The 24564-nt window shown below is 71.9% G+C and carries 20 protein-coding genes and 1 riboswitch; of the genes, 10 read left to right on the forward strand and 10 right to left on the reverse strand.

The features are described 5' to 3' along the window. The first annotated feature begins 16 nt into the window (after window positions 1-16). Complete coding sequence (locus BU52_RS27895) at window positions 17-1804, forward strand: GMC family oxidoreductase N-terminal domain-containing protein (protein ID WP_037939646.1); 1788 nt, start codon at window positions 17-19, stop codon at window positions 1802-1804. Window positions 1805-1926: 122 nt separating this feature from the next. On the opposite strand, the gene BU52_RS27900 is transcribed toward BU52_RS27895, so the two are convergent. Then, entirely contained in the window at window positions 1927-2967 is a 1041-nt protein-coding gene (locus tag BU52_RS27900) for an LAETG motif-containing sortase-dependent surface protein (RefSeq protein WP_037939573.1), read from the reverse strand. A 494-nt stretch (window positions 2968-3461) separates the two neighbouring features. Beyond that, on the reverse strand, window positions 3462-3749 hold the full coding sequence (locus tag BU52_RS27905; protein ID WP_037939576.1) for a chorismate mutase: 288 nt from the start codon (window positions 3747-3749) through the stop codon (window positions 3462-3464). Between the two features lie 374 nt (window positions 3750-4123). On the opposite strand from BU52_RS27905, the gene guaA reads away from it, so the two are divergent. Beyond that, window positions 4124-5704: a glutamine-hydrolyzing GMP synthase gene (guaA, locus tag BU52_RS27910; protein WP_037939578.1), complete on the forward strand. Its 1581-nt coding sequence runs from the start codon at window positions 4124-4126 to the stop codon at window positions 5702-5704. Window positions 5705-5713: 9 nt separating this feature from the next. Here the strand turns inward: guaA and BU52_RS27915 are convergent, their stop codons facing one another. Continuing rightward, window positions 5714-6205 carry a pyridoxamine 5'-phosphate oxidase family protein gene (locus BU52_RS27915; RefSeq protein WP_037939580.1) on the reverse strand — a complete coding sequence of 164 codons (492 nt, stop codon included), beginning with the start codon at window positions 6203-6205 and terminating at the stop codon, window positions 5714-5716. A 173-nt stretch (window positions 6206-6378) separates the two neighbouring features. Between BU52_RS27915 and BU52_RS27920 the strand changes: the two genes are divergently transcribed. From BU52_RS27920 to BU52_RS27930, 3 genes are all read left to right on the forward strand, one after another. Further along, window positions 6379-7173, forward strand: a complete 795-nt coding sequence (locus BU52_RS27920; protein WP_037939582.1) for a class II aldolase/adducin family protein — start codon at window positions 6379-6381, stop codon at window positions 7171-7173. 211 nt (window positions 7174-7384) lie between these two features. After that, window positions 7385-8665, forward strand: a complete 1281-nt coding sequence (locus BU52_RS27925; protein ID WP_037939584.1) for a membrane protein — start codon at window positions 7385-7387, stop codon at window positions 8663-8665. Between the two features lie 452 nt (window positions 8666-9117). Continuing rightward, window positions 9118-9651, forward strand: coding sequence for a DoxX family protein (locus BU52_RS27930; protein WP_200881315.1), 534 nt, complete (start codon window positions 9118-9120; stop codon window positions 9649-9651). Window positions 9652-9658: 7 nt separating this feature from the next. Here the strand turns inward: BU52_RS27930 and BU52_RS27935 are convergent, their stop codons facing one another. Further along, window positions 9659-9874 (reverse strand): hypothetical protein, encoded by a 216-nt coding sequence (locus BU52_RS27935; RefSeq protein WP_037939590.1) that lies wholly within the window; start codon window positions 9872-9874, stop codon window positions 9659-9661. After that, on the reverse strand, window positions 9861-11252 hold the full coding sequence (locus BU52_RS27940) for a PspC domain-containing protein (RefSeq protein WP_037939593.1): 1392 nt from the start codon (window positions 11250-11252) through the stop codon (window positions 9861-9863). Before BU52_RS27940 ends, BU52_RS27935 begins: the two co-directional genes overlap by 14 nt. Before the next feature lie 177 nt (window positions 11253-11429). Between BU52_RS27940 and BU52_RS27945 the strand changes: the two genes are divergently transcribed. Beyond that, window positions 11430-12722 (forward strand): ATP-binding protein, encoded by a 1293-nt coding sequence (locus BU52_RS27945; RefSeq protein ID WP_037939595.1) that lies wholly within the window; start codon window positions 11430-11432, stop codon window positions 12720-12722. Then, complete coding sequence (locus BU52_RS27950; protein WP_037939598.1) at window positions 12719-13462, forward strand: LuxR C-terminal-related transcriptional regulator; 744 nt, start codon at window positions 12719-12721, stop codon at window positions 13460-13462. Before BU52_RS27945 ends, BU52_RS27950 begins: the two co-directional genes overlap by 4 nt. 21 nt (window positions 13463-13483) lie before the next feature. Here BU52_RS27950 and BU52_RS27955 read toward each other — a convergent pair whose 3' ends face one another. Then, entirely contained in the window at window positions 13484-14524 is a 1041-nt protein-coding gene (locus BU52_RS27955) for a C40 family peptidase (protein WP_037939648.1), read from the reverse strand. A 356-nt stretch (window positions 14525-14880) separates the two neighbouring features. On the opposite strand from BU52_RS27955, the gene BU52_RS27960 reads away from it, so the two are divergent. Next, on the forward strand, window positions 14881-15234 hold the full coding sequence (locus tag BU52_RS27960; RefSeq protein ID WP_037939601.1) for a hypothetical protein: 354 nt from the start codon (window positions 14881-14883) through the stop codon (window positions 15232-15234). A gap of 61 nt (window positions 15235-15295) precedes the next feature. Here the strand turns inward: BU52_RS27960 and BU52_RS27965 are convergent, their stop codons facing one another. Next, on the reverse strand, window positions 15296-16483 hold the full coding sequence (locus tag BU52_RS27965) for a C40 family peptidase (RefSeq protein ID WP_037939604.1): 1188 nt from the start codon (window positions 16481-16483) through the stop codon (window positions 15296-15298). 7 nt (window positions 16484-16490) lie between these two features. Beyond that, window positions 16491-16647, reverse strand: a riboswitch (cyclic di-AMP (ydaO/yuaA leader). A gap of 276 nt (window positions 16648-16923) precedes the next feature. Here BU52_RS27965 and pcrA point away from each other — a divergent pair. After that, the gene (pcrA, locus tag BU52_RS27970; RefSeq protein WP_037939605.1) at window positions 16924-19404 is read left to right on the forward strand and encodes a DNA helicase PcrA; all 2481 of its coding nucleotides are present in this window, start codon (window positions 16924-16926) and stop codon (window positions 19402-19404) included. Window positions 19405-19435: 31 nt separating this feature from the next. On the opposite strand, the gene BU52_RS27975 is transcribed toward pcrA, so the two are convergent. After that, window positions 19436-21091, reverse strand: a complete 1656-nt coding sequence (locus tag BU52_RS27975; RefSeq protein WP_078903474.1) for a M23 family metallopeptidase — start codon at window positions 21089-21091, stop codon at window positions 19436-19438. Between the two features lie 188 nt (window positions 21092-21279). Further along, window positions 21280-22149 (reverse strand): esterase/lipase family protein, encoded by an 870-nt coding sequence (locus BU52_RS27980; protein WP_037939610.1) that lies wholly within the window; start codon window positions 22147-22149, stop codon window positions 21280-21282. 395 nt (window positions 22150-22544) lie between these two features. Here BU52_RS27980 and BU52_RS27985 point away from each other — a divergent pair, with 395 nt between their 5' ends. Continuing rightward, window positions 22545-22961: a cobalamin B12-binding domain-containing protein gene (locus tag BU52_RS27985; protein ID WP_037939613.1), complete on the forward strand. Its 417-nt coding sequence runs from the start codon at window positions 22545-22547 to the stop codon at window positions 22959-22961. Window positions 22962-23191: 230 nt separating this feature from the next. On the opposite strand, the gene BU52_RS27990 is transcribed toward BU52_RS27985, so the two are convergent. Next, window positions 23192-24564, reverse strand: a 1373-nt coding sequence (locus tag BU52_RS27990) for a DUF5691 domain-containing protein (protein ID WP_037939617.1), incomplete at its 5' end; no start/stop codon positions are given.

Consider the following 24564-nt stretch of genomic DNA (forward strand, 5'->3'; position numbering starts at 1 on the left):
CAACGAGGAGACACCCGTGCCTGAAGACGCCTACGACTACGACGTCATCGTCGTCGGCTCCGGCTTCGGCGGCTCCGTCTCGGCGCTCCGCCTGACGGAGAAGGGATACACCGTCGGCGTCCTGGAGGCCGGACGCCGATTCACCCGCGAGACCCTGCCGAAGAACTCCTGGGACCTGAAGAACTACCTGTGGGCGCCGCGGCTCGGCATGTACGGCATCCAGCGCATCCACCTGCTGGGCAACGTCATGGTCCTGGCCGGCGCGGGTGTCGGCGGTGGCTCCCTCAACTACGCCAACACCCTCTACGTACCGCCCAAGCCGTTCTTCGACGACCCGCAGTGGGGGCACATCACCGACTGGGAGGAGGAGTTGAAGCCGTACTACGACCAGGCGCGGCGCATGCTCGGCGTGCGGCTCAACCCCACGATGACCCCCTCGGACGTGCATCTGAAGGCGGCGGCCGAGCGGATGGGCGTGGGCGAGACCTTCCACATGGCCCCGGTCGGTGTCTTCTTCGGCGACGGCGAGGACGCCGACGGCACGGTGAAGGCGAAGCCGGGGGAGGAGGTGACCGACCCCTACTTCGGCGGGGCCGGTCCCTCGCGCCGGGCCTGCGCCGAGTGCGGCGAGTGCATGACCGGGTGCCGGCACGGCGCGAAGAACACCCTCAACGAGAACTACCTCCACCTCGCCGAGAAGGCGGGCGCGGTCGTGCACCCCATGACGACGGTGGTGTCGGTGACGGAGGACGCACGGGGCGGGTACGCCGTCGCCACGCTCCCGACGGACAACCGCCGCAAGGGCAGGGGCCGTACCTTCCGCGCCCGCCGGGTGGTGCTGGCCGCCGGTACCTACGGCACCCAGACGCTGCTGCACCGGATGCGGGCCGGCGGCCAGCTGCCGCACCTCTCGGACAGGCTGGGCGAGCTGACCCGGACCAACTCCGAGGCACTCGTCGGCGCGCAGACCGACAACCGCCGCTACCGCAAGGCCACCGGTTCGCCGAAGGCCGACTTCACCCGCGGTGTGGCCATCACGTCCTCCATCCACCCCGACGAGAACACCCACATCGAGCCGGTCCGCTACGGCAGGGGCTCCAACTCGATGGGCGGGCTGTCCATCCTCCAGGTCCCGTACGCGGGCGGCGGTTCGGGTGCGGCGCGTGTCCTGGGCTGGCTGGGCAACGTGGCGAGGCACCCGTGGCTGCTGATGCGCTCGTTGTCCAACCGCCGCTGGTCGGAGCGGACCATCATCGGTCTGGTGATGCAGTCGCTGGACAACTCGCTGACGACCTACCTCAAGCCGTCCGGGGCCGGCCGCGGGCTGCTCACCGCACGGCAGGGCCACGGCGCCCCCAACCCCAAGCAGATCAAGGCGGCCACGGACGGCGCCTCCGCGCTGGCCGCCGAGATCAACGGCTTCGCCGGCTCCAACGTGGGCGAGCTGACGGGCATGCCGCTGACCGCCCACTTCCTGGGCGGCTGCGCGATCGGCGGCTCCCGCGAGACCGGCGTCATCGACCCGTACCACCGCCTCTACGGCCACCCCGGCATCTCGGTCGTGGACGGGGCGGCGGTCTCGGCGAACCTGGGGGTCAACCCCTCCCTGACCATCACGGCCCAGGCCGAGCGGGCGATGTCGTTCTGGCCCAACAAGGGCGAGGCCGATCCGCGTCCCCAGCAGGGCGAGTCGTACCGGCGGCTCCAGCCGGTGGAGCCGAAGTCCCCGGCGGTCCCCGCGGACGCGTTCGGCGCGCTGAAACTGCCGTTCCTGGGCATTCCCACGGTGCCGCCGAAGAAGTAGCCGGCCCGGGAAGACGAAGAAGGAAAGGAAAGAAGAAAAGGAAAAAGGACCTGTGCCCCCCTCCGAGCTCAGGTCCTTTTCCCTTGTCCTGGGTGCCGCGCGGTCGGCACGGCGAGGCGGTGTTACGCCTGGGCACCGGCCTTGCGGCGGCGCACCACGAACACCGCACCGGCACCGGCCACGACGGCGGCACCGCCGACCAGGCCGATGATCGGCAGGGCGGAACTCGAACCGGTCTCGGCGAGGCTGCCGGTGACCTTCACGTCGCTGACCTCGTCGAGCTCGGCCATGCCGCCGGTCTGCGGCTTGGCGTCGTTCGGCTCACCGGCGTCGGAGCCGGCGGCCAGGATGTCGAAGAAGTAGATCCAGCCGTTCGGGTCGTCGGCGAGCCAGCAGCCGTCGGCGTCCGCGTACTCGGCGAGACCGCCGGTGAGGCCGAGCGCGTCGGGCACCTTGCCGCTGACGCTGAGCCGCAGCTGGTACGAGACCGACTGGCCGGCGCCGAGCGAGAACGCGGCGAACGTGCCGCCTTCGCCCGCGGTGTCCGCGAGCGTGGTCCACTTCCCGGTGGCCTTGTCGAACACCTGAACGGTGATCTGACCGGAGTAGTCCTTCTCGTTCCAGCCGATGGCGGCGACGCCGATCAGCGGCTTGATGTTCTTGATCTCCTCGTCGCCGTGGTTGGAGACGTTGAACGAGAACGCCTTCCAGCCGCTGCCGGCGACGATCGTGTCGGGCAGGCCCGCCAGACCGCTCTTCAGGTCGAAGCTGAGCTCGGCCGTGCTGTTGCCCTCCTCGTCCACGCAGAGCTCGGGCCCCTCCTCCGCCGGGGTGCTCTCACTGGCGCTCGGGGAGGGTGCGCTCGTCGAAGGGGAGGTGGACGCCGACGGTGAGGTGGACGTGGACGCGGAGGACTCGCTCTCGGAGGAGCCGGGCTCGGTCTCCTTCGTCGGCTCGGTCTCCTTCGTCGGCTCCGCCGAACCGGTCGACTCGGTCGCCGTCGGCGTGGGAGACGTGCCCGTCGTCTCGTCACCGGTCGCGGACTCCGTCGCGGTCACGGTGGGCGTGGGGTCGGTCGCGTACGCGGCCGGAGCCGAGAGCAGGGCGACCGGGGCTATCGCTGCCGTCGCGGCCGCTGCGGCCAGGGCACGGCGAAGCTTCATGAAGACCTCGGGAAGTCCGGTGTGCCGCGGGGCCGCGGCACGAGCGAATGCGGGAGGCCTCCGCGTACGAGGCGCGGGTGTGGCCCTTGGTTCCAGTGGTTTGATCCATGACGCCGGTGAATGGTTGTCCCGCACCTCACGGAATTCTTATGTGAGGTGGATCACAAGGTGGATCGCTGGAATCGAGGCGGGCGGAGGAGGGCGAGGGGTGTCTGGGCCTGCTGCGGTCCCGTCGGCCGGCCCCGGGCGTCCCCGGGGGCCGGCCTTCTCTCGGGTGACCGGGCCGCTGTCCCCTGCCGCCCGGTCACGTGCCCGGAGCGAGGTCCCACGGCGTACGCACCATCCGTACGCCTCATCGCTCCGGTGAGCCACGCGTGGTTCTCCGTGCCTGCCCCCGGCCGGCACGGACACCGGTACCAACGAAGCTGCCGGGACACCGGTCACGCGCCGGACGGGTGAGAGACGGTGCGTACGTCCGTACCGGGAACGCGGATTCAGATCCTGCCCCGGCACAGCTCCAGCAGGGTCATCGCCAGCGCGGTGCCCGGCCTGCCCAGGGCGTCCCGGTAGGTGGCGAGGATCTCCATCTCACGGGAGAGGTTCACGCGCCGGCCGCCCGAGGCGATCCGTTCCTTCTGGATGACGGCCGACACGGCCATCCGTTCCTGCACGAGGCCGATGATCCGGTCGTCGAGCGCGTCGATCCGCTCGCGGGCGCCGGTGATCAGCTCGGCGGCCTCGGTCGTACGGGCGCCGGTCGTCTCGGTCGTGGTGGCGGTCATGCCGGGGCTCCTCGATGAGTGAGTGGAGGCGGCGCCCCGGAGCGGCGAGGTCCGGAGGAAACGCCAGGCGCCCCGGACCTTGTCGGCCCGGGGCGCCTGGGAAGTCGCTTGTCAGTTGCTCAAGCAGCACGACCATGGCAGCCGGTGGGCCGGTTGCCATAGGTAAAGAGGAAGGCCGGGTGCGTGAGCATGGAGCCAGTATGCCCGGCCCGCCGCGGCTGTCCAACGCGGGCCGCATGGTGAGACGGCGGCGTGGCCGGTCACTGTTCCCCGGCCCGTTCCCCGGCCCGTTCCCCGGCCCGGGACGTGGCCCGCCGCCACCTCGGTAGAATCGGGAGGCACAAGACCCCCGCCCCACCGCCGGAAGGCACCTCGTGTCATCAGCGACTCCCGCTGCCAACGCGCCCGACACCGTTCTGGTCGTCGACTTCGGCGCGCAGTACGCCCAGCTCATCGCCCGTCGCGTCCGCGAGGCGCGGGTCTACAGCGAGATCGTGCCGAGCACCATGCCGGTCGCGGAGATGCTCGCCAAGAACCCGGCGGCGATCATCCTCTCCGGCGGCCCCTCGTCCGTGTACGAGGAGGGTGCCCCCCGCCTCGACCGGCAGATCTTCGAGGCCGGCGTCCCCGTCTTCGGCATGTGCTACGGCTTCCAGCTCATGGCCCAGAGCCTGGGCGGCCAGGTGGACAACACCGGCGCCCGTGAGTACGGCCGGACGGATCTGCACGTCTCCCGGACCTCCTCCACCCTCTTCGAGGGCACCCCGGGCGAGCAGGCGGTCTGGATGTCGCACGGCGACGCCTGCTCCGCCGCCCCCGAGGGCTTCACCGTCACGGCCTCCACGGACGTGGTCCCGGTCGCCGCCTTCGAGAACGACGACAAGAAGCTCTACGGCGTCCAGTACCACCCCGAGGTCATGCACTCCACGCACGGGCAGCAGGTGCTGGAGCACTTCCTGTACCGGGGCGCGGGCCTCGCCCCGGACTGGACCACGGGCAACGTGATCGAGGAGCAGGTCGCCGCGATCCGCGAGCAGGTCGGCGACAGGCGCGCCATCTGCGGTCTGTCCGGCGGTGTGGACTCCGCGGTCGCCGCGGCCCTCGTCCAGAAGGCCATCGGCTCCCAGCTGACCTGCGTGTACGTCGACCACGGCCTGATGCGCAAGGGCGAGACCGAGCAGGTCGAGAAGGACTTCGTCGCCGCCACCGGCGTCCAGCTCAAGGTCGTGGACGCGGAGGAGAGGTTCCTCACCGCGCTCAAGGGCGTCTCCGACCCCGAGGAGAAGCGGAAGATCATCGGCCGGGAGTTCATCCGGGTCTTCGAGCAGGCCCAGGCCGAGATCATCGCGGACGAGGGCCCGGCGGTGGAGTTCCTCGTCCAGGGCACCCTCTACCCGGACGTCGTCGAGTCCGGCGGCGGCACCGGCACCGCCAACATCAAGTCCCACCACAACGTGGGCGGCCTCCCCGAGGACCTCGAGTTCCAGCTGATCGAGCCGCTGCGCAAGCTGTTCAAGGACGAGGTCCGCATGGTCGGCCAGGAGCTCGGCCTGCCGGAGGAGATCGTCCAGCGCCAGCCGTTCCCCGGCCCCGGCCTCGGCATCCGGATCGTCGGCGAGGTCACCAAGGAGCGGCTCGACCTGCTCCGCGAGGCCGACGCCATCGCCCGTGAGGAGCTGACCGCCGCCGGGCTCGACCGGGACATCTGGCAGTGCCCGGTCGTCCTGCTCGCTGACGTGCGCTCGGTGGGTGTCCAGGGCGACGGCCGCACCTACGGTCACCCGATCGTGCTGCGCCCGGTCTCCAGCGAGGACGCCATGACCGCCGACTGGTCACGGTTGCCCTACGACGTCCTCGCGAAGATCTCGACCCGCATCACCAACGAGGTGCGGGACGTCAACCGGGTCGTCCTCGACGTCACTTCCAAGCCGCCGGGGACCATCGAGTGGGAGTAGTCCCCACCGTCAGGTCCGTCTGAGGACGCGCACCGGCTCTCCGGGCTTCCAGACGTGGACGACGAGGTACTTCTCGTCCTCGACGAAGGTCCGTACGACCTCCGTCAGCTCGGTGCGGAAGAGGTGGAACGGCTCCGGCGGTTCCACCTCTTCGGCGTACCTGGCCCGGGTCCGCGTGTCCTCGCCGGGGATCTCGACCGCCCGGCCGCTGATCCGGACGTCGCCGCCGCCCATGCCGGTGCCCTCTCCCGGGTTCGCCTGGAGCGCGAAGCGCGGGTCGCGGCGCAGGTCGAGCGCCTTGAGCGAGTCGGGCATCATGCCGAACCAGAGCTCGCCGTCGAGGAAGCGGACCTCCAGGCCCGTGGTGCGCGGTGAGCCGTCCCTGCGCAGCGTCGCGAGGACATGGTGGGTGTACGCGGCGAAACGCTCCTCGACGGTCTTCGCCAGCTCGGGTTCGGCAGCGGTGAAGACGCCCCAGTTCGTGCCGGTGTGGGTGCTCATCCGGACAGTGTGGCGCGGATACCGGACACCTTGTGTCGGGTATCCGTGACGGATGCCCGGACGGTGGGGTACCCGCACTGTGCCGGCCGTCCGGCGTTACGGAACGGAGCTGTCGTCCGGCGCGCCCCGCCGGTAACTTCCGCCCCGTACGCACACCCCCCGCGGGAGGACTCATGCACGGGCCCACGCCGCCCCTGCCGCTGCCCACCGACAAGCTGCGCTTCGCCATGCCGCCCATGCACGAATCGGTCGAGGACGAGCGCCGGCACCGCAAGGAACGGCTCGCGGGCGCGCTGCGGCTGTTCGGGCGACTCGGCTTCGAGGACGGAGTCTCGGGGCACATCACCGCACGTGACCCGGAGTTCAGCGACTGCTTCTGGGTCAACCCGTTCGGCATGCCCTTCCGGCACGTCAGCGTGAGCGACCTGGTCCTTGCCAACCGGGACGGCCAGGTCGTCGAGGGCGGCCACCACGTCAACCAGGCCGCGTTCACCGTGCACGCCCAGGTGCACGCGGCCCGGCCCGACGTCGTCGCCGTCGCCCACTGCCACTCCGTGCACGGGCGCGCCCTCGCCGCCCTCGGCGACCTGCTGGACCCCATCACGCAGGAGAGCTGCGCCTTCTACGAGGACCACGCCCTCTACGACGCCTACAGCGGTGTCACCGTCGACGCCGAGGAGGGGCGGCGGATCGCCGGGGTGCTCGGCTCCCGCAAGGCGCTGGTGCTGCGCAACCACGGGCTGCTCACCGTGGGGGACTCGGTGGACGCGGCGGCCTGGTGGTTCGTGACGATGGAGCGGTCCTGTCAGGTGCAGCTCGCCGCGAGGGCGGCGGGCCGGCCCGTCCTCATCGACCACCGGCAGGCGGTCGCCACGCGGGAGCAGCTCGGCGGCGACCTCGTGGCGTGGATCAACTACCAGCCGATGTGGCAGGAGATCACCCGGAGCGAGCCGGATCTGCTGAGCTGAGTGCGGGTGGTCAACCCCGCGCCCTGAAATTCACCCGCACGGACCGGTCCCGCAGGACGGGACGGGCGGGTTGTAGGGCACAATTCGCTCTCGTCACAGGGGAGTTGTGCGGCGGTCGTCCGTGGTCGTCGGTGGTGTTCGGCGGCGGTGATCGTCGTGGGGTCGTGGCTGGGTCGTGGTGGTCGACGGTGGGGAAGGGCGGGCTTCGGGCGTGGCGGTGCAGGAGGCGAGGCAGGGCGGCGCGCAGGCGGGCCCGCACGAGGGTGGCTGCACCTGCGGGGACTGTCCGCACGGGGCGCGTGAGGGGCATCGGCGTGCGGTCGCCGCGTTTCTGCTGAAGCGCGACGAGTTCGCGGCCGGGCAGGGGGTGCCGGCCGCGGTGGCCCACTCCCCCTCGGCCTCCCGTCAGTGGGTCTCGGAGGAACTGACCCAGGCCGCGGAGGCCGTTGCCGAGCGGGGACGGGCCGAGGGCGCGGCGTGGCTGGAACGGCTGTGGCAGCGCACGGCGGTGGTGATCTGGGCGACGGTGGTCCTGTTGCTCCTCGGTCAGGCGCTCACGGCGATCGGTGCGGGGTGGACCGTCGCGCGTACCGCCGGGCTGCTGGCCGCGCTGCTGGTGGCCGGGGCACTGACCGCCGCGTCGTGGTTCCACCGGGCCCGTGGGGGAGCGCTGGCGCCGCTGATCGGGGAGGACAACCGGCTCTCCACGTCCCGTGCGGTGGCCGGGGGCTGGGTGCTGTTCCTGGCGTTCGCGGTGCTCGTCCTGGTGGGGCAGTTGGCGGCCGCCTCCGGGAACCGGGAGCGGGATGCGCTGATCGACGGGCTCGAACTGGCCCGCGCCGCGGGCGTGGTGACCGTGCTGGCCGTGGTCTGCGGGATCGCCGTGCTGGTGCGGCGGGTCGTGGGGCTGCGGGTGCAGGGGCAGCGGCTGCAGAAGGTGCGGGCGCACCGGCCCAGGGCGGCGGATCTGCTGACCGACGACGGCGGACGGGGGAGTTTCGCCGACATCCAGTACGTCGTGATCAGCGGTGTCGCTCTGGCGTTCGCGGCGGTGCGGCTGGCCCGGCAGCCGGATCAGGTGCCGGATCTGCCGTGGGGGCTGGCGGTGGTCGTGCTGGTGTCGGCGGGGACGTATCTCGCGGGGAAGTACGCGGAGGGCGGGCGCCCGGTGATCCTTTCGGTGGTGCGGGCGCGCGAGGCGGGTGATCTGGACGCGCCGATCCGTACCGGTGACGACATCGAGATCCGGGGGGCCGGGTTCGTGCCGGTGGGGGCGCAGGGGGCTGATCGGTTGTCACGGATGGTGGTGCGGGTGGGGGCGGTGCATGTGCATGTGCCGCTGGTGCCGGTCACGGGCGGGTTCGACAACCCGACGGACGCGCTGCTGACGGTGCCGGTGCCCGCGGAGGTCGAGCCCGGGCGGGTGGACGTACAGGTGGTCACGGCAGCGGGCGTGGAGACGAACCGGTACACGATCGACGTGACGGAGTAGGTCGTAGGCCTGCGGTGGGGGTGCGCGGGGGTGCGCGTGGCGCCTTCGGGTGGTGGGTGGGGGTCGGGTCAGGGGTGTCCGTCCTCGGACCGGCGCGACCGGGTCGCCCGGTGGAGGTGCGGGGTGCTGACTCGCACCAGCCGCTGCGGGCGCACACCCCCGCCCCGCCCCCTTCCCGCCGTAGGCGCCTGCCGGCCGCCCCGCCGCCGCTTCCGCGGGCAGTCGTGCCGCTGGGGCGATGGGGGAGAGTGGGCGCGACGGCACCCCGTAGGCGCGGGGCCGCGCAGCCCCCGGCCGCCCCCAGCGCCGGGGTGAGTCGTGAGGGTGTCGCACGGAAACCCCGTTCCGGTCCACCGAGGAAAAGCCCGTGCAGAGGGTTGAGCCGCGATCATTCGTCATACGTATGGTCTTTGGGGAGGCCCCGGCGCGGCAGTGAAGGGCGGCACACAGCGATGACTCACGGGATGCGCACGCACACGCACCACCCCCCGCACCTCGACGGCGACAGGGACTGGCGGGACACCGCCACCCGCTACGCCCTCGTGCCCCTGCGGATCTTCCTCGGCATCACCTTTCTCTACGCCGGCCTGGACAAACTGACGGACAGCGCCTTCATGAAGGACGCCGGCGCCGGTTCCATCGGCGACATGATGCGCGTCGTCCGGGACTCCTCCGCCATCCCCGCGATGGTCGACATGGCGCTGAAGAGCCCCGTCGCCTTCGGCTACGCCATGGCCCTGGGGGAGCTGGCCGTCGGGATCGGTGCCCTGCTCGGTCTGCTCACCCGCCTGGCCGCCCTCGGGGGCGCGCTGATCTCCCTCAGCCTGTGGCTGACCGTGAGCTGGGCCGCCGATCCCTACTACTACGGCAACGACCTCCCGTACCTCATGGGCTGGATCCCGCTGGTGCTGGCGGGCGCCCCGCTGCTGTCCCTGGACGCCGCCCTTCGAGCGCGGCGACGTCAGCGGACGGGTGACTACCGGTAGCTCCACGTCACGCCGTGGGGCGCGCCCTGTCGCGGCGGCCGCGTACGCGGCCGGTCAGGAAACCCACCGCGCCGGCCAGACAGAGCCCGCCCGTGACGACCGGGATCACCACGAACCACGGGGTCTCCCAGGCGCCGCCCGCGTCGCCGCCGTAGATCACCGCGGCGAGGGTGAGGAACGTGCCGGCGACCAGCCTGCCGGGCTGGAACTCATGACGTAGCACGGCTCACCTCCGCCTGTCCCGCTCCGACCTGGAGCTCGATGTCGAGCGTGCCTGCCTGCTCGGCGCCGGCGGGCGGTTCCAGGGTCACCTTCTTGTGCTTGCCCGGAGCCACGTCCACGTCCTTCTGTTGGTCACCCGGCAACTGGATGTCGCCCACACCCACGTCGATGCTCAGCCTCACGGTCACGTCCCGGGGCACGATCACGTGGATCCGGCCCAGGCCGACATCGGCCCGTGTGGAGACGGTGTCGTCCGCGGGGACGCGTATCGCGGACAGGTCCAGCTCGCCCTCGCCCGCTCCGAGGTCGTAGACCGGACGTATCTGCGCGACCGAGGTGGGCTCCCACGTCGTGCGGGTCCAGTCGGTGCCGATGTCCCGGGGCACGGCCGTCGCGCCGGCGAGCAGGCCCGCCGTGATGACCGCCAGGATGATCGATCCCGCCCCCGTGCGGCCGAGGAACGCGCTGACGGCCACGCCGAGACCGAAGACGGCGAGCGCACAGGCGAGACCGGTCTGCAGGCTGGTGCCGAGAGGGTGCGCCTCCCACGTCAGGCCGGTGCCGAGACCGGCCGCGAGCAGGGCGAGAAGGAAGATCCGGCCGCCGATCGCGCGGGGGCCGCGCGGCTTCGGCGGCCGCGGGAGCGGTGCGTACGTCCTGTCGCGGACGCCGGCGCGGGAGTCGAGGCCGATGTTGACCGCGGCGGCGATGTCCAGGTCCCGGGAGTCCCGGGGGCCCCACAGGTAGCCCGTGCCGCCGACGTGGGTGCCGTCCTTGACGATGGGGTCGCGCCACCATGAGGGGAAGGCGGTGGGGGCGGGCGGTGCCTGGGGCTCCGGCGGTGCGTCGGCGACGGCCTGGGCGGCGATGTGGTCGGGGCCGGGCGCGCCGCGCCGCCGCGACCAGTACCCGGCACCGGCGAGCAGCAGGGAGAGTATGACGGCGAAGCTCAGCACGCCGTCGTTGTTCAGCATGGTGAGGAAGACGCCGCAGCCGACCAGGGCGAACAGCACGGCCGTCAGGGTGTGGCCGTCGACCCGGCCGGTCAGCAGCCGGCGGATCTCGTTCTCCTCCTGGTCGTCGTAGGGGACGAAGAGCCAGGCGAAGCCGTAGAAGATGAGGCCGATGCCGCCGGTGGCGGACAGGACCGCGAGCGTGATCCGGAAGATCACCGGGTCCATGTCGCACTGCCTGCCGAGCCCCGCGCACACCCCGCCCAGCATCTGGTGCCGGCGGTCGCGCCGGAAGCGCTCGCCCGCGTGCGCCGGGTCGGTGTCGCCGGCAGGCTCCCGCGGCGCGGCGGTCGCCTCCTCCCTCTCGGGCGCGCCCGAGCCGGAGGCGGGTCCCGGACCCGTCGCGGCGTGCTGGTGATCGGTCATGGGTCCATGGTGACGGGCGAGCCGCCGTGGCGGCAGTCGGCACGACCCTGGCCGGACCCTGATATCGGTCCCTGAGGGGGCCGGGGGAGCGTTCGAAGGGCCGGGGTGTGGAGATCAGGGGAGTCTCCGGGGCCGACCCTGATGCTCCGGCGATGCACGCGTGTGACCATCGTTGGCATGTCGGAAGCCGCAGCAGCGCCACTCGCCGGGCCGCGGCCGCCGCGCAAGCTCTACCGCAGCAGTGACGGACGCTGGCTCGGTGGCGTGGCGCGGGGGCTGGCCGGACACCTCGGGCTGCCCGTGATCTGGGTACGTCTGGTCTTCGTCGGTCTGTTCATGGCCGACGGTCTCGGCGCCCTGCTGTACGCCGCGTTCTGGTTCTTCGTACCGCTCGGCGTCGGCGGCGTCGACGCGCAGAAGCCGCCCTCCCTGGTGACGACCGAGACCTCGCCGGACGGCCGGCGCCGGCTCGTGACCCGCAGACCGGACAAGGGGCAGATCGTCGCCCTGCTCCTCATGGTCGTGGTGGCCATGATCTTCGTGGGCAACGTGAACCTGAGCAACGGGACCCGGGCCTACCTCTGGCCCACCGTCCTGGTCGGTGCCGGTGTCGCCCTGGTGTGGCGGCAGGCGGACAACGCGCGCCGGGCCCGCTGGATGGAGGTCGGCCGGCGCCGCCGCACGGTCACGCTGCTGCGGGCCGTGGCCGGTGTGCTGCTGGTGACGGCGGGCGCCTCGGGCATCTTCGTCCTGCGGGGCTCCGGCAGCCATCTCGGCTCGGTGCTCCAGGCGGCCCTCGCGGTCCTCGTGGGCATAACGCTCCTCGCCGGCCCCTACCTCGTCCGTATGACGCAGGACCTCTCCGAGGAGCGCCTGATGCGCATCCGGGCGCAGGAGCGCGCGGAGGTCGCCGCCCACGTCCACGACTCGGTGCTCCACACCCTCACGCTGATCCAGCGCAACGCGGACAACGCGGGCGAGGTGCGCCGGCTGGCCCGTGCCCAGGAGCGCGACCTGCGCGCCTGGCTCTACAAACCGGAGGGCAACGGCAAGGACGAGGACGACGAACCCGCCACCCTCGCCGAGGCCGTGAAGCGCAACGCCGCCGAGGTCGAGGACAAGCACGGCGTCCCCCTCGAGGTCGTCGTCGTCGGCGACTGCCCGCTCGACGAGAGAATCGCCGCACAGATGCAGGCCGCGCGGGAAGCAATGGTCAACGCCGCCAAGTACGGTGGCGAGGGAGGCGCGGTTCAGGTCTACGCCGAAGTCGAGGGGAAGACGGTCTTCGTGTCCGTCCGGGACCGCGGTCCGGGCTTCGACCTGGACTCGATACCCGCCGACCGGATGGGCGTCAGGGAATCGATCATCGGCCGCATGGAGCGCAACGGCGGCACGGCGCGGCTGCGCGCGGTGCCGGACGGCGGTACGGAGGTCGAGCTGGAGATGGAGAGGGCGGAGAAGACGTCATGAGCGAGCCGACCGAGGCGAACACGGCGGCGGGAGCGGGACAGGGGGCCCAGGCCGCGGAGTCGGCCGGCGGCACCGCCGGGCGGCAGGTCCGCGTCGTTCTCGTCGACGACCACCGCATGTTCCGCACGGGGGTCCAGGCCGAGATCGGGCAGACCGAGCAGACGGGTGTCGAGGTGGTCGGCGAGGCCGCCGACGTCGACCAGGCGGTCACGGTCATCACCGCGACCCGGCCCGAGGTGGTCCTGCTCGACGTGCACCTGCCCGGTGGCGGAGGTGTCGAAGTGCTGCGCCGCTGCGCGCCGTTGATGGGCGACACCGAGAAGCCGGTCCGTTTCCTCGCCCTGTCCGTGTCGGACGCGGCGGAGGACGTGATCGGGGTGATCCGGGGCGGCGCCCGCGGATACGTCACCAAGACGATCACCGGGACCGACCTGGTCGACTCGATCTTCCGGGTCCAGGAGGGCGACGCGGTCTTCTCGCCGCGGCTGGCCGGCTTCGTGCTGGACGCCTTCGCCTCGACCGACGCCCCGCCGGTCGACGAGGACCTGGACCGCCTCACCCAGCGCGAGCGGGAGGTGCTGCGGCTGATCGCCCGCGGGTACGCGTACAAGGAGATAGCCAAGCAGCTGTTCATCTCGGTGAAGACGGTCGAGTCCCACGTCTCGGCGGTGCTGCGCAAGCTCCAGCTGTCCAACCGTCACGAACTGACCCGCTGGGCGACGGCGCGACGACTGGTGTGACCGCGCCCTTCAAAGGCGCGCTCAGCTCACCCGTGTCGCCCCCGCGAACGGCATCTCGTCGACGGGAGCCAGGCGCACCGGGGCCGAGGGATTCGGGGCGTGGATCATCCGGCCGTCGCCGACGTAGATGCCGACATGGCTGATGCCGGGGTAGAAGAAGACCAGGTCGCCGGGGAGCAGTTCGGAGCGGGCGACACGGCGGCCGGCGCCGATCTGGGCATAGGTGGTGCGCGGCAGGGAGACACCGGCGGAGCGGTAGGCGGCCTGGACGAGGCCCGAGCAGTCGAAGGCGTCCGGGCCGGTCGCGCCCCAGACATAAGGGCTGCCGATCTTCCGGTAGGCGTAGGCGACGGCCTCGGCGGCGCGGGCACCGGGGGCCCGTGAGACGGCGAAGCCGGAGGCCGCCGAGGGGCGCGGGGCGCGGGTCGTGCCGTCGGCGCGGTCCGCACGCTGCTCGGGCGTCAGGCGGGACAGCAGGTGGCGGGCGGCCGCCAGCTTGCCGGTGACCGTCTTCTTGTGCCGGCGCATCTCGGCCCGGTGGGACGTCAGCGACTTCGCCTCGATCCGGGCCGCTCCGCGCAACTGCTCGATCTCCCGGAGCTGTGCGCGTACCCGCCCCACGTCCGCCTTGTGGCGGGTGCCCGCGCGTTCGGCGAGGGCGGTGCCGTCCAGGAAGCCGTCCGGGTCCTCGGACAGGACGAGGCGCAGAGCCGGGTCCAGCCCGCCACTGCGGTACTGCGCCGCCGCCACGGACCCCAGGGCGGCACGCGCGGCGTTGAGCCGATTCCACCTGCGGGCCGACTCGTCCTGCAGAGCGCGCAGCCGCTGCTGGGCGGACTCCGCCTTCTCCTTCGCGCCGTTGTACTTCTCGGTGGCGGCCTCGGCCTGCCGGTAGAGCCTGTCGACATCGGCTCCGGCCTGCTCCGGCGTCGGCCGGGGCCGGGCCTCCGCCGGCACGTCGAAGCCGGCCGCCGTGGCCGCGCCGGCGAGGGCGATGGCGACGGCCCTGCGGGCCGTGTGGCCCCCCACCGGGCGCTGTCGGGACCTGCGGTGCGCAGCCACCTGACTCCCGTCCTCGTCCACGACCGCCGCCGGACCGCCGTCCGGGTGGTCCGGCGGCGGGTGCACAGGGGGAGCCGACCGCCGCCGGACCTCTTCGGCGGGGGTGTCCGGCCGCCGCCCCTGGCCCGGGCGGCGATGGAGAGCCGGTCACCTGGGGGAGGACGCTAGGGCCCGCCGCACGGCCCGGGTAACGGGTTGTGCGGAAGTGGCGTGAGCGGACCATCGGGTGACCGATAGTGACCAGCGCCCTGTTCCGGCTTCGTCGACTTCACTCTGGGTGATGACCGAAGTGAGGGAGGAGGGCAGGACGAGGGCGCCGGAGTGCTATGAGGAGGCGGTGGCTAGGCTCCGGCCCCATGGACGTACTCCTCCACATCTTCGTCGGTCTGCACATCATCGGCATCGCGTCGCTCCTCGGGGGCTTCCTCACCCAGATGAAGGCGATGGGCGCGGGCACCGCCCGCTTCGTCCCCGCCATGCTGCACGGTGCGCTGACCATGCTGGTCACCGGTGTGGTCCTGGTCGGCCTGAACCAGGCGCAGGACTACTCCGTCGACAACGTCAAGATCGGCGTGAAGCTGGCACTGCTGATCGTGATCCTCGGCCTGGTCTACGTGAAGCGGGACGACGAGAAGGTGGACAAGGGCCTGTTCGGTCTGGTCGGCCTGCTGACCGTGACGAACATCTTCATCGCCGTGCTGTGGACCTGATCTCCCGCTGAGGAACGCGCCCGACGGCTCCGGCCGCCGGGCGGGTCAGGCACCGGGCGGGTCAGGCGGGGCGCACTACGCTGTGGATGGAGGACTCGCCGTCGTAGAAGATCGACTCCTCGCGGACGTAGGTGCCGGGCTTCGGGGCGTGGATCATCATGCCGTTGCCGATGTAGATGCCCACGTGGGTGACGTCGTCGTAGAAGAAGACCAGGTCACCGGGCTGAGCCTGGGAGACGGGGACCGTCGTGCCCGCGTTGACCTGGTCGTAGGTCGTGCGCGGGATGGTGACGCCGGCGGCCTTCCAGGCGGCCTGGGTGAGGCCGGAGCAGTCGTAGGACCCCGGACCCGTGGCGCCCCAGACGTACGGCTTGCCGATCTGCGCGCGGGCGAAGGCGAGGACCTTCTCGGCCTTGGTGGCGTACGAGGAGTCCGTCGACGTCGACGGTGAGGTGACCGTCCCCGAGGACTCGGACGTGCCCGTGCTGCCGCTCTCCTGCTGCGCGGCCTCCTGCTCGGCCGCCTCCCGGGCCGCCTCCTGCTCCGCCTGCTGCCGGGCGAGCTCGGCGGCCTTGCGGGCGGCCTCCTCCTGCTTCTGCTTCTCGGCCGCCGCGAGCCGCGCCTTCTCCTCGGCGGTCAGCTTCGACATCAGCTCGCGCGCGTCGGCGAGCTTCTTCTGGACGGTGGCCTTGGCCGTCTTCAGATCGCCCTGCGACTCGGTGAGCGTCTCGAGGCTCTCGGTGGCCTCCTGGCGCTTCTTCATCGTCTCGGACTGCCGGGTGACGTAGTCGTCGACCGCTTCCTTCTGGCGGCCGGTCATCCGGTCCATCACCTGGCGCTGGTCGAAGACGTCCTGCGGTGTGTCCGCGAGCAGGAAGATCGCGGTGTCGGGGACGCCGGCACCGGTCCGGTACTGCGCGGCGGCGAAGGAACCCAGCTCCTCGCGCGCGTCGTTCAGCTTCTGGGTGCGCTTGGCCACGTCGTCGAGGAGGGTGTCGACCCGCTTGCGCTGCTTGGCGGTCTTCTCCTTGGCCGCGTTGTACTTCTCGGTCGCCGACTCCGCCTGGCGGTAGAGGTCGTCGACCTTCTTCTCGACCTCCTCCAGGCTGGGCTTGCCGTCGTCCGTGGGGACGGCGCCCGCCGTCTGGGAGAGCAGGGCGACGGAGGTCAGGGCGGCCGTGGCGAGGGCCGGGGTCCGTATGCCTGCCACGCGGGGGCCGGGGGTGCGCGACTTGCGGTGCGACGCCAAGGGAGGCGACTCCTTCCAGTGCTCCGCCTACCGGGTTAGCTGTCGGGTTCGGGCGGGTGGTTCGGAAGGGTTGCCCTACGGCCGCTCCGTGAGGGAGTGGGCCGACTCACCCCAGGGATTCGGTGGGTCCCCGGCTCCGGCTGCCGCGTGGGCAGGGACGGACTCGGCGGGGGCCACGCGGCCCGGCGAGGTTCGCCGGTGGGGGTCGTGCGGCCCGCCCGCACCGTAGCCAACTGGTGTGGCCCGTGTGAAGGTTGATGGGCGATATGCCCGATACATTTTTGTGACCTCATGCGGGACGTCACGCAGGGTGAGGCGGCGGTCCTGGAGGGTGCCCGGCCGTGCGGTGGACGGCCCCGGTGCCGGGGCGGGGCGGAAACCGTGGGATGTTCCCGGGGCGGGCCCGGGTTGTCGGTGGGGCACCCTAGACTCGGAGAGCGATGAGCAGCCTCTTTGACGACAGCTTCCTGGCGGACCTCCAGGCCCAGCGGGGCCCCGCGGACGAGCCCCCGCCGCCGCCCGAGGACGATCATGTGCCGGAGACGGTGCCGGACGATCTGTTCGGCGGGAAGTTCGACGTGCCGCCGGACAGGGACTCCTACTACCGCGACGGGGCGCCGCGTCCGGTGATCGACGCCGCCGCGCTGCTGGAGGGGCTGAACGACAATCAGCGCGCCGCCGTCGTGCACTCCGGCTCCCCGCTGCTCATCGTGGCCGGCGCCGGCTCCGGCAAGACCCGTGTGCTCACCCACCGCATCGCCCACCTGCTGGCCGAGCGGAACGTCCACCCGGGCCAGATCCTCGCGATCACCTTCACCAACAAGGCCGCGGGCGAGATGAGGGAGCGTGTCGAGCAGCTCGTCGGCCCGCGTGCGGGCGCCATGTGGGTCATGACGTTCCACAGCGCGTGCGTGCGCATCCTGCGCCGCGAGAGCAAGAAGCTCGGCTTCACGTCGTCGTTCTCGATCTACGACGCCGCCGACTCCAAGCGCCTGATGGCCCTGGTCTGCCGCGACCTGGACCTCGACCCCAAGCGCTTCCCGCCGAAGTCCTTCAGCGCCAAGATCAGCAACCTGAAGAACGAGCTGATCGACGAGGAGGACTTCGCCGCCCAGGCGGCGGACGGATTCGAGAAGACCCTCGCCCAGGCCTACGCGCTCTACCAGTCGCGGCTGCGCGAGGCCAACGCCCTGGACTTCGACGACCTGATCATGACGACGGTGCATCTGCTCCGCGCCTTTCCGGACGTCGCCGAGCACTACCGCCGCCGCTTCCGGCACGTCCTGGTCGACGAGTACCAGGACACCAACCACGCCCAGTACGCCCTGGTCCGCGAGCTGGTCGGCACCTCCGAGCACCCCGTCGACGTGCCGCCGGAGGCCGAGGTCCCGCCCGCCGAGCTGTGCGTGGTGGGTGACGCGGACCAGTCGATCTACGCCTTCCGCGGCGCGACGATCCGCAACATCCTCCAGTTCGAGGAGGACTACCCGGACGCGACGACGATCCTGCTGGAGCAGAACTACCGCTCCACCCAGACCATCCTGAGCGCCGCCAACGCCGTCATCGAGCGCAACGAGTCGCGCCGCCCGAAGAACCTGTGGACGAACGCCGGCTCCGGTGCGCGGATCACCGGGTACGTCGCCGACACCGAGCACGACGAGGCGCAGTTCGTCGCCGACGAGATAGACCGCCTCACGGACGCGGGCGAGGCCAAGGCGGGCGACGTCGCCGTCTTCTACCGCACCAACGCCCAGTCCCGTGTCTTCGAGGAGATCTTCATCCGCGTCGGCCTGCCCTACAAGGTCGTCGGCGGCGTCCGCTTCTACGAGCGCAAGGAGGTCAGGGACGTCCTGGCCTATCTGCGGGTGCTCGCCAACCCCGAGGACTCGGTGCCGCTGCGCCGCATCCTCAACGTCCCCAAGCGGGGCATCGGCGACCGCGCGGAAGCCATGATCGACGCCCTCGCACAGCGCGAGAAGATCAGCTTCCCGCAGGCGCTGAAGCGCGTCGACGAGGCGTACGGCATGGCCGCCCGCTCGACGAACGCCGTGAAGCGGTTCAACACGCTGATGGAGGATCTCCGTACGGTCGTGGAGTCCGGTGCCGGCCCGGCGACGGTCCTCGAGGCGATCCTGGAACGCACCGGATATCTGGCCGAGTTGCAGGCGTCCACCGACCCGCAGGACGAGACCCGCATCGAGAACCTCCAGGAACTCGCCGCCGTGGCCCTGGAGTTCGAGCAGGAGCGCGGCGACGGCGAGTCGGTCGCGCTGTCCGACTTCCTGGAGCAGGTCGCCCTGGTCGCCGACTCCGACCAGATCCCCGACGAGGACGAGGACGGCTCCGGCGTCATCACCCTCATGACGCTGCACACCGCCAAGGGCCTGGAGTTCCCGGTCGTCTTCCTGACCGGCATGGAGGACGGCGTCTTCCCGCACATGCGCGCCCTCGGCCAGACGAAGGAGCTGGAGGAGGAGCGGCGACTGGCGTACGTCGGCATCACACGCGCCCGGGAGCGGCTGTACCTCACCCGTTCGACGCTGCGCAGCGCGTGGGGCCAGCCGTCGTACAACCCGCCCTCGCGGTTCCTGGAGGAGATCCCGGCCGCGCACCTGGAGTGGAAGCGGACGGGGGCGAGCGCCCCCATGTCCTCCGGTCCGGCCTCGGGTGTGGCGGCCTCGCTGTCGTCGTCCCGCTCCCGCTCGTCGGCTTCGGGTGCCTCCGGCTTCGCCACCCGGCGCACGACGGAGAAGTCCGTGGTGTCACTGGCGGTCGGGGACCGGGTCACGCACGACCAGTTCGGCCTCGGCACCGTGGTCGCGGTGAAGGGCACGGGGTCGAACGCGGAGGCGACGATCGACTTCGGGGACACCAAGCCGAAGCGGCTGCTGCTGCGGTACGCGCCGGTCGAGAAGCTGTAGTCGCGGGCCGCGGCCCGTCGGGGGGAGTTCCCTACGACGGGTCGAGGCCGTGGCTGCGGAACCAGGCGAGCGGGTCGATCGCCGCGCCGCCGCCGGGGCGTACCTCGAAGTGCAGGTGCGGGCCGGTCGAGTTGCCCGAGTTCCCGGAGAACGCGATCTGGTCGCCGGCCTTCACGGTCGAACCCGCGGGTACCTGGTAACTGGAGAGGTGGCAGTACCACGTCTCCGTGCCGTCCTTGGCCGTCACGATCATCATGTTGCCGTAGGCGGAGTTGTACTGCGTGCGGACCGTGCCGTCGGTCGCGGCCATCACCGGAGCGCCGTAGGAGACGGGGAAGTCGATGCCGGTGTGGACGGACATCCAGTTGATGCCGGACTGGCCGTAGTAGGCGCTGAGTCCGTGCTGGGCGACCGGGAGGGCGAACTTGGGGCGCAGCCGCTCCTTGCGGGCCGCCTCCTCCGCCGCCCGCTTGCGCTCGGCCTCCTGCTGCGCCTTGAGGTCGATGCGTTCCTGGGTGCGGCTGGCCCGGTCGGCGAAGTCGTCGGCGCCGGCGGCGAGGCTCTCGAGCTGGGTGTCCAGCTTGACGTTGGCGGCGGACGGTTTCACCGGCTGGACGTCGGCCGCGGTCGTGGTGGTCTCCTGGCCGCCGTCCTCGGTCAGGTTGCCGACCGAGGCCGCGGCGATGCCGGCGACGCCCATGACGCACGCGGAGGGAACGGCCACCGTCAGCAGCGCGGAGCGCTTGGGAGGGGTACGGCGGCGGGAGCGGGACCCGGAGCGCGGGGCCGCGCGCTGCGGCGGGACGGGGAGGATCTCCTCCTGGCCGTCGAGCAGGGAGACCTCGGGCAGTTGACCGGTGCCGATTTGTTCGCCGCGGGCCGGCTCGCCGGTGGTGGGTACCTCGTAGGCGTCCTGGTCGTACGTCTTCTGCTCGTACGTGTCCTGGCCGGCGTACGTGTCCTGCTCGAAGGACTCGGTCTGTGGCTCGTAACCGTCGGATCCGGTGGCCCCGCCGTCGGTCTCGCCGCCGTCGGAGTTCCACTGCGTGGCGTCGTAGACACCACTGTCGAAGGTCTGCGTGCCCCAGTCCCAGTGCTGCGTCCCGTCCGCGGGGCTCTCGGCCCGGTCGGGCTGGAGCCAGGCTCCGGCGTCCCACTGGCCACTGGTCTCGGGCGAGGTGCCCTGCGTCGGGATCACCGTCATCGGCTGGTGGCCGGTGGTCCAGGCGGTCGCGTCGTAACCACCGGTGTCGTACGGAGTGGGGTGCTGGACCGTGTACGCGTCGTACTGCCCGGTTTCCTGGCCGGCCGTGGTCCACTGCCCGCTGTCCTGCGTGCCCGTGTCCTGGCCGCCGGCCGGGAGGTCCCCGAAGAGCGGGTCGGTGGCGAAGGTTCCGGTGGTGTGGCCGCCGGTGCCGTAGTGCGTGGCGGCAAAACCGGTGGCGTCGTGGGCGCCGTACGTGGTGAAGTCGCCGTACGGGGCTTCCTGGGTGCCGTACGACGCGTAGGGCGCCGAGGCGGCGTCGGAAGCCGGAGCCGGGTCCATGGTCCCCGACGGGTGACGGTCGTTCACCAACTTCTCTTTCGCCTCGACAACAGGGGCTGCCAGAGCAGTGCGGCGACTGTACCCGGCGGTACGCGGGCGCGACAATCTTCCCCAGGTTTCACGCGCGCAGGAAACGGGCATTCGGTCGTGTTTTGGGGGACGGCGGGCGCGGTCTTGGCTCTTTGTTCGAAACGTGTTCGAGATCGGTTCGGGATTACGGACGCGTCGCGGCGGTAAGTCGGCTGTGTCGGACCGATGTTGTTCGTATGTGGACGCCGTGATCGTCGTGTCACGGAGACCGGCGCCGGGCGTGTCGCGCCGTACCGCTCCTACGCCACCGTCAGGCCGCTCGCCCGTCCGGTGGACGGCTCCCCGGGGTGTGCGGTGTCCAGGGCCTCCCGTATGCCGGTCGCCACGGCGGGGTGCACGGGCAGGGCGAGGTGGCCGACGCCGCTCACCCGCACGTTCATCGCGGTGAGGTCCGGATGCTCGACGCAGGCCGACTCCAGCGGGTCCATGATGTGGTCCAGGTCGCTCCAGAAGGCGACGAAGTGGGTGCGGCAGCCGGGCGAGGGCAGCGCGAGCTCCTCGATCACCGGGGAACCGGGGCGCATCTGGCGCACGATGGGGTGCGCGTTGGCCAGGGGCGCGACGCGCGTGCCGGAGTGCGGCGTGCCGAGCGTGACGAGCGTCCGTACGCGGGTGTCACCGCCCAGTCGCTGCACGTAGTACCGCGCGATCAGTCCCCCGAGGCTGTGCCCGACCACGTCCACCTGGCGGCTGCCCGTACGCTCGCACACCTGCTCTATGTGCCGGCCGAGCAGTTCGGCGGCGATACGGATGTCGCAGGTCAGCGGCGAGTAGTTCAGTGACTCGATCTGATGCCTGCCGTGCTGGGACAGGCTGCGGCGCAGCAGGACGAAGACCGAGCGGTTGTCGATGAAGCCGTGCAGCAGGACGACCGGGGGCTTGGCCTCCGCCGGCAGCTGTGCGGTGCCCTTGGGGGCGGGCAGCTCGGGGCCGCACGGGCCTCGGCGCTCCTGGACGATCCCGGCCGGATAGAGCAGGAGGTGACCCGCCAGGATCGCCAGCTCCAGGGCGGTCGCCTTCAGGAGGGCCACGGAGAGATCCGCCAGCCGCGTCGGCAGGAGACGCCGGCAGAGCGGCAGGAAGGGAAGGGCTGCCTCGGTGACCTTCATGGCCGACCTCCTGTCGGCACGCGGAAGGACGGCCTCGTCCCCCGTGTGCCCTCATGGGATGTCGCTACGAGAGCGGCCGACGGTGCGCGAGTGCGGTGCGTGGAGGGGGCGTGGTGGTGTGTCGGCCTCGGTGCGTATCCCTTATGCGCATGTTCCCACCGATGCGCGTGTGTCGCACGAGCACGAGGTGTGCGGGCCGCGGGGCCCGGGAACGCTGCGCGGTGAACGTGTCCCACCGTGTGATTTCCCCCTCCCTGGGCACCGCGAAACTGCCGGTTGCGGGATGCTGGAGATAACGTTCGTTCACTTCTCGGGCCGGTCCGGGCCGGGGTGTCCGTGCGATGTGTGCGGTACTTGTCGATACGGATGGATGTAGTCGCTTCATGGAGGCAGTGATGGGTGTGGCAGCCGGTCCGATCCGCGTGGTGGTGGCCAAGCCGGGGCTCGACGGCCACGATCGCGGGGCCAAGGTGATCGCGCGGGCGCTGCGCGACGCCGGTATGGAGGTGATCTACACCGGGCTTCACCAGACCCCCGAGCAGATCGTCGACACCGCGATCCAGGAGGACGCCGACGCGATCGGTCTCTCCATCCTCTCCGGGGCGCACAACACGCTCTTCGCGGCGGTCATCGAGCTGCTCGAGCAGCGGGACGCGGCGGACATCCTGGTGTTCGGCGGCGGCATCATCCCCGAGGCGGACATCGCCCCGCTGAAGGAGAAGGGCGTCGCGGAGATCTTCACTCCGGGCGCGACCACGGCGTCGATCGTGGACTGGGTCCGCGCGAACGCCCGCCAGACCGCGGAGGCGTAGCCGGCCGTCCTCGGCGGGCGGCAGACCCGCCCCGGCGCGGCCGGGACGGCGAGGACGGCGGACGCCCCCGTCCGGGACCGCCACCGGCCCCGGACGCATGCCCCCGCGACACCCTGCCGGGCCGGATCCCGCGGGCGTCCGGGCCGGGAGCCGGGGTCCCGGGCCGTCCACGGACGGCGCGAGGCCGGCGCCCCCGGCGCCTGCGGGCGAGGCGGCGGAAGCGGACCGGGTCAGGGGGCGGGCGGGGCCAGCTCCGTCAGCATGGCGGCCCGCAGGCGCAGTGTGGTGACCAGCCGCTGGAAGGCCTCCGACCAGTAGCCCCCGGCGCCCGGTGAGGCGTTCTCCGCTTCGTCCGGTATCGCCAGGAGAGCGTCGAGGCGGCCGGCCTCGGACGGGTCCAGGCAGCGTTCGGCCAGGCCCATGACTCCGCTGAAACTCCATGGATAACTCCCTGCGTCCCGCGCGATGTCGAGCGCGTCGACCACCGCGCGTCCGACCGGTGCCGCCCAGGGCACGGCGCACACTCCGAGCAGCTGGAACGCCTCGGACAGGCCGTGCGTGTCGATGAAGGCGGCGACCCACTCCGCCCGTTCGGCGGCGTCCAGCGTGCCGAGCAGCCGGGCGCGTTCGGCCAGGGACACCGCCCCCGGCCCGCCCGCCTCCGGTGCGGAGGGGTTGCCGAGCAGCGCCCGGGACCACGCCGCGTCCCGCTGCCGCACCGCAGCCCGGCACCAGGCCGCGTGCAGCTCGCCCTGCCAGTCGTCCGCCACCGGCAACGCCACGATCTCCTGCGGGGTGCGCCCGCCGAGCCGCCGCGACCAGCCGCCGAGAGGTGCCGCCTCCACCAACTGGCCCAGCCACCAGGACCGGTCCCCCCGGCCCGCCGGGGCCTTCGCCACCACACCGTCGCGTTCCATGCCCGCGTCGCACTCGTGCGGCGCCTCGACGGCGATCGTCGGTACGTCCCGCGTGTGGTCCACGGCCACACAGGCACCGGCTCTGACCCCCATGCGCGCCGCCAGGGCCGAGCCGGGCAGGGCCGACAGCAGCTCCGCCGCGGTCGCCCGTACGTTACGGCTGCGGTCGGCCAGGGCCTGCTCCAGGAAGGGCTCGTCGTCCGGGCCCAGGCCGGTGCGCAGCGAGTCCAGGAACATCAGCCGGTCCTCGGCCCGCTCGGTGGCCCAGGTCGACTCGAGAAGCCCGCGTGCGGCGGTGGGCTCGCGGGAGCGCAGGGCGGCGAGGAGAGCCACCCGTTCCGCGAAGAGGCCCTCCTCCCAGAGCCGTCGCGCCCCGCCCGCGTCACGAGGGCCGGGCACGGCCGTGGCGCCGCCCGGGGTGGAACGCAGGGCGAACCGCCAGTCCGGGTTGAACCGGGCCAGCCACAGCGCGCGCGGCCCGGCGAACCGGAGTGCCGCCGGGCGCAGGTCCGTACGCCCCCGCGCGGCGTCGAGCAGCGCGGGCAGCAGCGCGGGCGGGGGCGCGAAACCCCGGGTGTTCGCCGCGGCCAGCCACTGGGGCAGCAGCTCCATGAGGTCCGGCGCCGTGCCCCGGCGTCCGCCGCCGGAGGCGCCGGAGCGGTCGGCGAGCAGCAGCGCGAGCCGGC

The sequence above is a fragment of the Streptomyces toyocaensis genome, from assembly GCF_000725125.1.
Taxonomy (GTDB): Bacteria; Actinomycetota; Actinomycetes; order Streptomycetales; family Streptomycetaceae; genus Streptomyces; species Streptomyces toyocaensis.

What these genes read in the sequence shown, in the direction of transcription:
- BU52_RS27915 (WP_037939580.1), bottom strand. Translation starts at nt 6,205, where the DNA reads ATGAGCACCCACACCGGCACGAACTGGGGCGTCTTCACCGCTGCCGAA.
- BU52_RS27940 (WP_037939593.1), bottom strand. Translation starts at nt 11,252, where the DNA reads ATGACCGATCACCAGCACGCCGCGACGGGTCCGGGACCCGCCTCCGGC.
- BU52_RS27945 (WP_037939595.1), top strand. Translation starts at nt 11,430, where the DNA reads ATGTCGGAAGCCGCAGCAGCGCCACTCGCCGGGCCGCGGCCGCCGCGC.
- BU52_RS27920 (WP_037939582.1), top strand. Translation starts at nt 6,379, where the DNA reads ATGCACGGGCCCACGCCGCCCCTGCCGCTGCCCACCGACAAGCTGCGC.
- BU52_RS27975 (WP_078903474.1), bottom strand. Translation starts at nt 21,091, where the DNA reads ATGCCCGTTTCCTGCGCGCGTGAAACCTGGGGAAGATTGTCGCGCCCG.
- BU52_RS27960 (WP_037939601.1), top strand. Translation starts at nt 14,881, where the DNA reads ATGGACGTACTCCTCCACATCTTCGTCGGTCTGCACATCATCGGCATC.
- BU52_RS27950 (WP_037939598.1), top strand. Translation starts at nt 12,719, where the DNA reads ATGAGCGAGCCGACCGAGGCGAACACGGCGGCGGGAGCGGGACAGGGG.
- pcrA (WP_037939605.1), top strand. Translation starts at nt 16,924, where the DNA reads ATGAGCAGCCTCTTTGACGACAGCTTCCTGGCGGACCTCCAGGCCCAG.
- BU52_RS27985 (WP_037939613.1), top strand. Translation starts at nt 22,545, where the DNA reads ATGGGTGTGGCAGCCGGTCCGATCCGCGTGGTGGTGGCCAAGCCGGGG.
- BU52_RS27905 (WP_037939576.1), bottom strand. Translation starts at nt 3,749, where the DNA reads ATGACCGCCACCACGACCGAGACGACCGGCGCCCGTACGACCGAGGCC.
- BU52_RS27900 (WP_037939573.1), bottom strand. Translation starts at nt 2,967, where the DNA reads ATGAAGCTTCGCCGTGCCCTGGCCGCAGCGGCCGCGACGGCAGCGATA.
- BU52_RS27930 (WP_200881315.1), top strand. Translation starts at nt 9,118, where the DNA reads ATGACTCACGGGATGCGCACGCACACGCACCACCCCCCGCACCTCGAC.
- BU52_RS27980 (WP_037939610.1), bottom strand. Translation starts at nt 22,149, where the DNA reads ATGAAGGTCACCGAGGCAGCCCTTCCCTTCCTGCCGCTCTGCCGGCGT.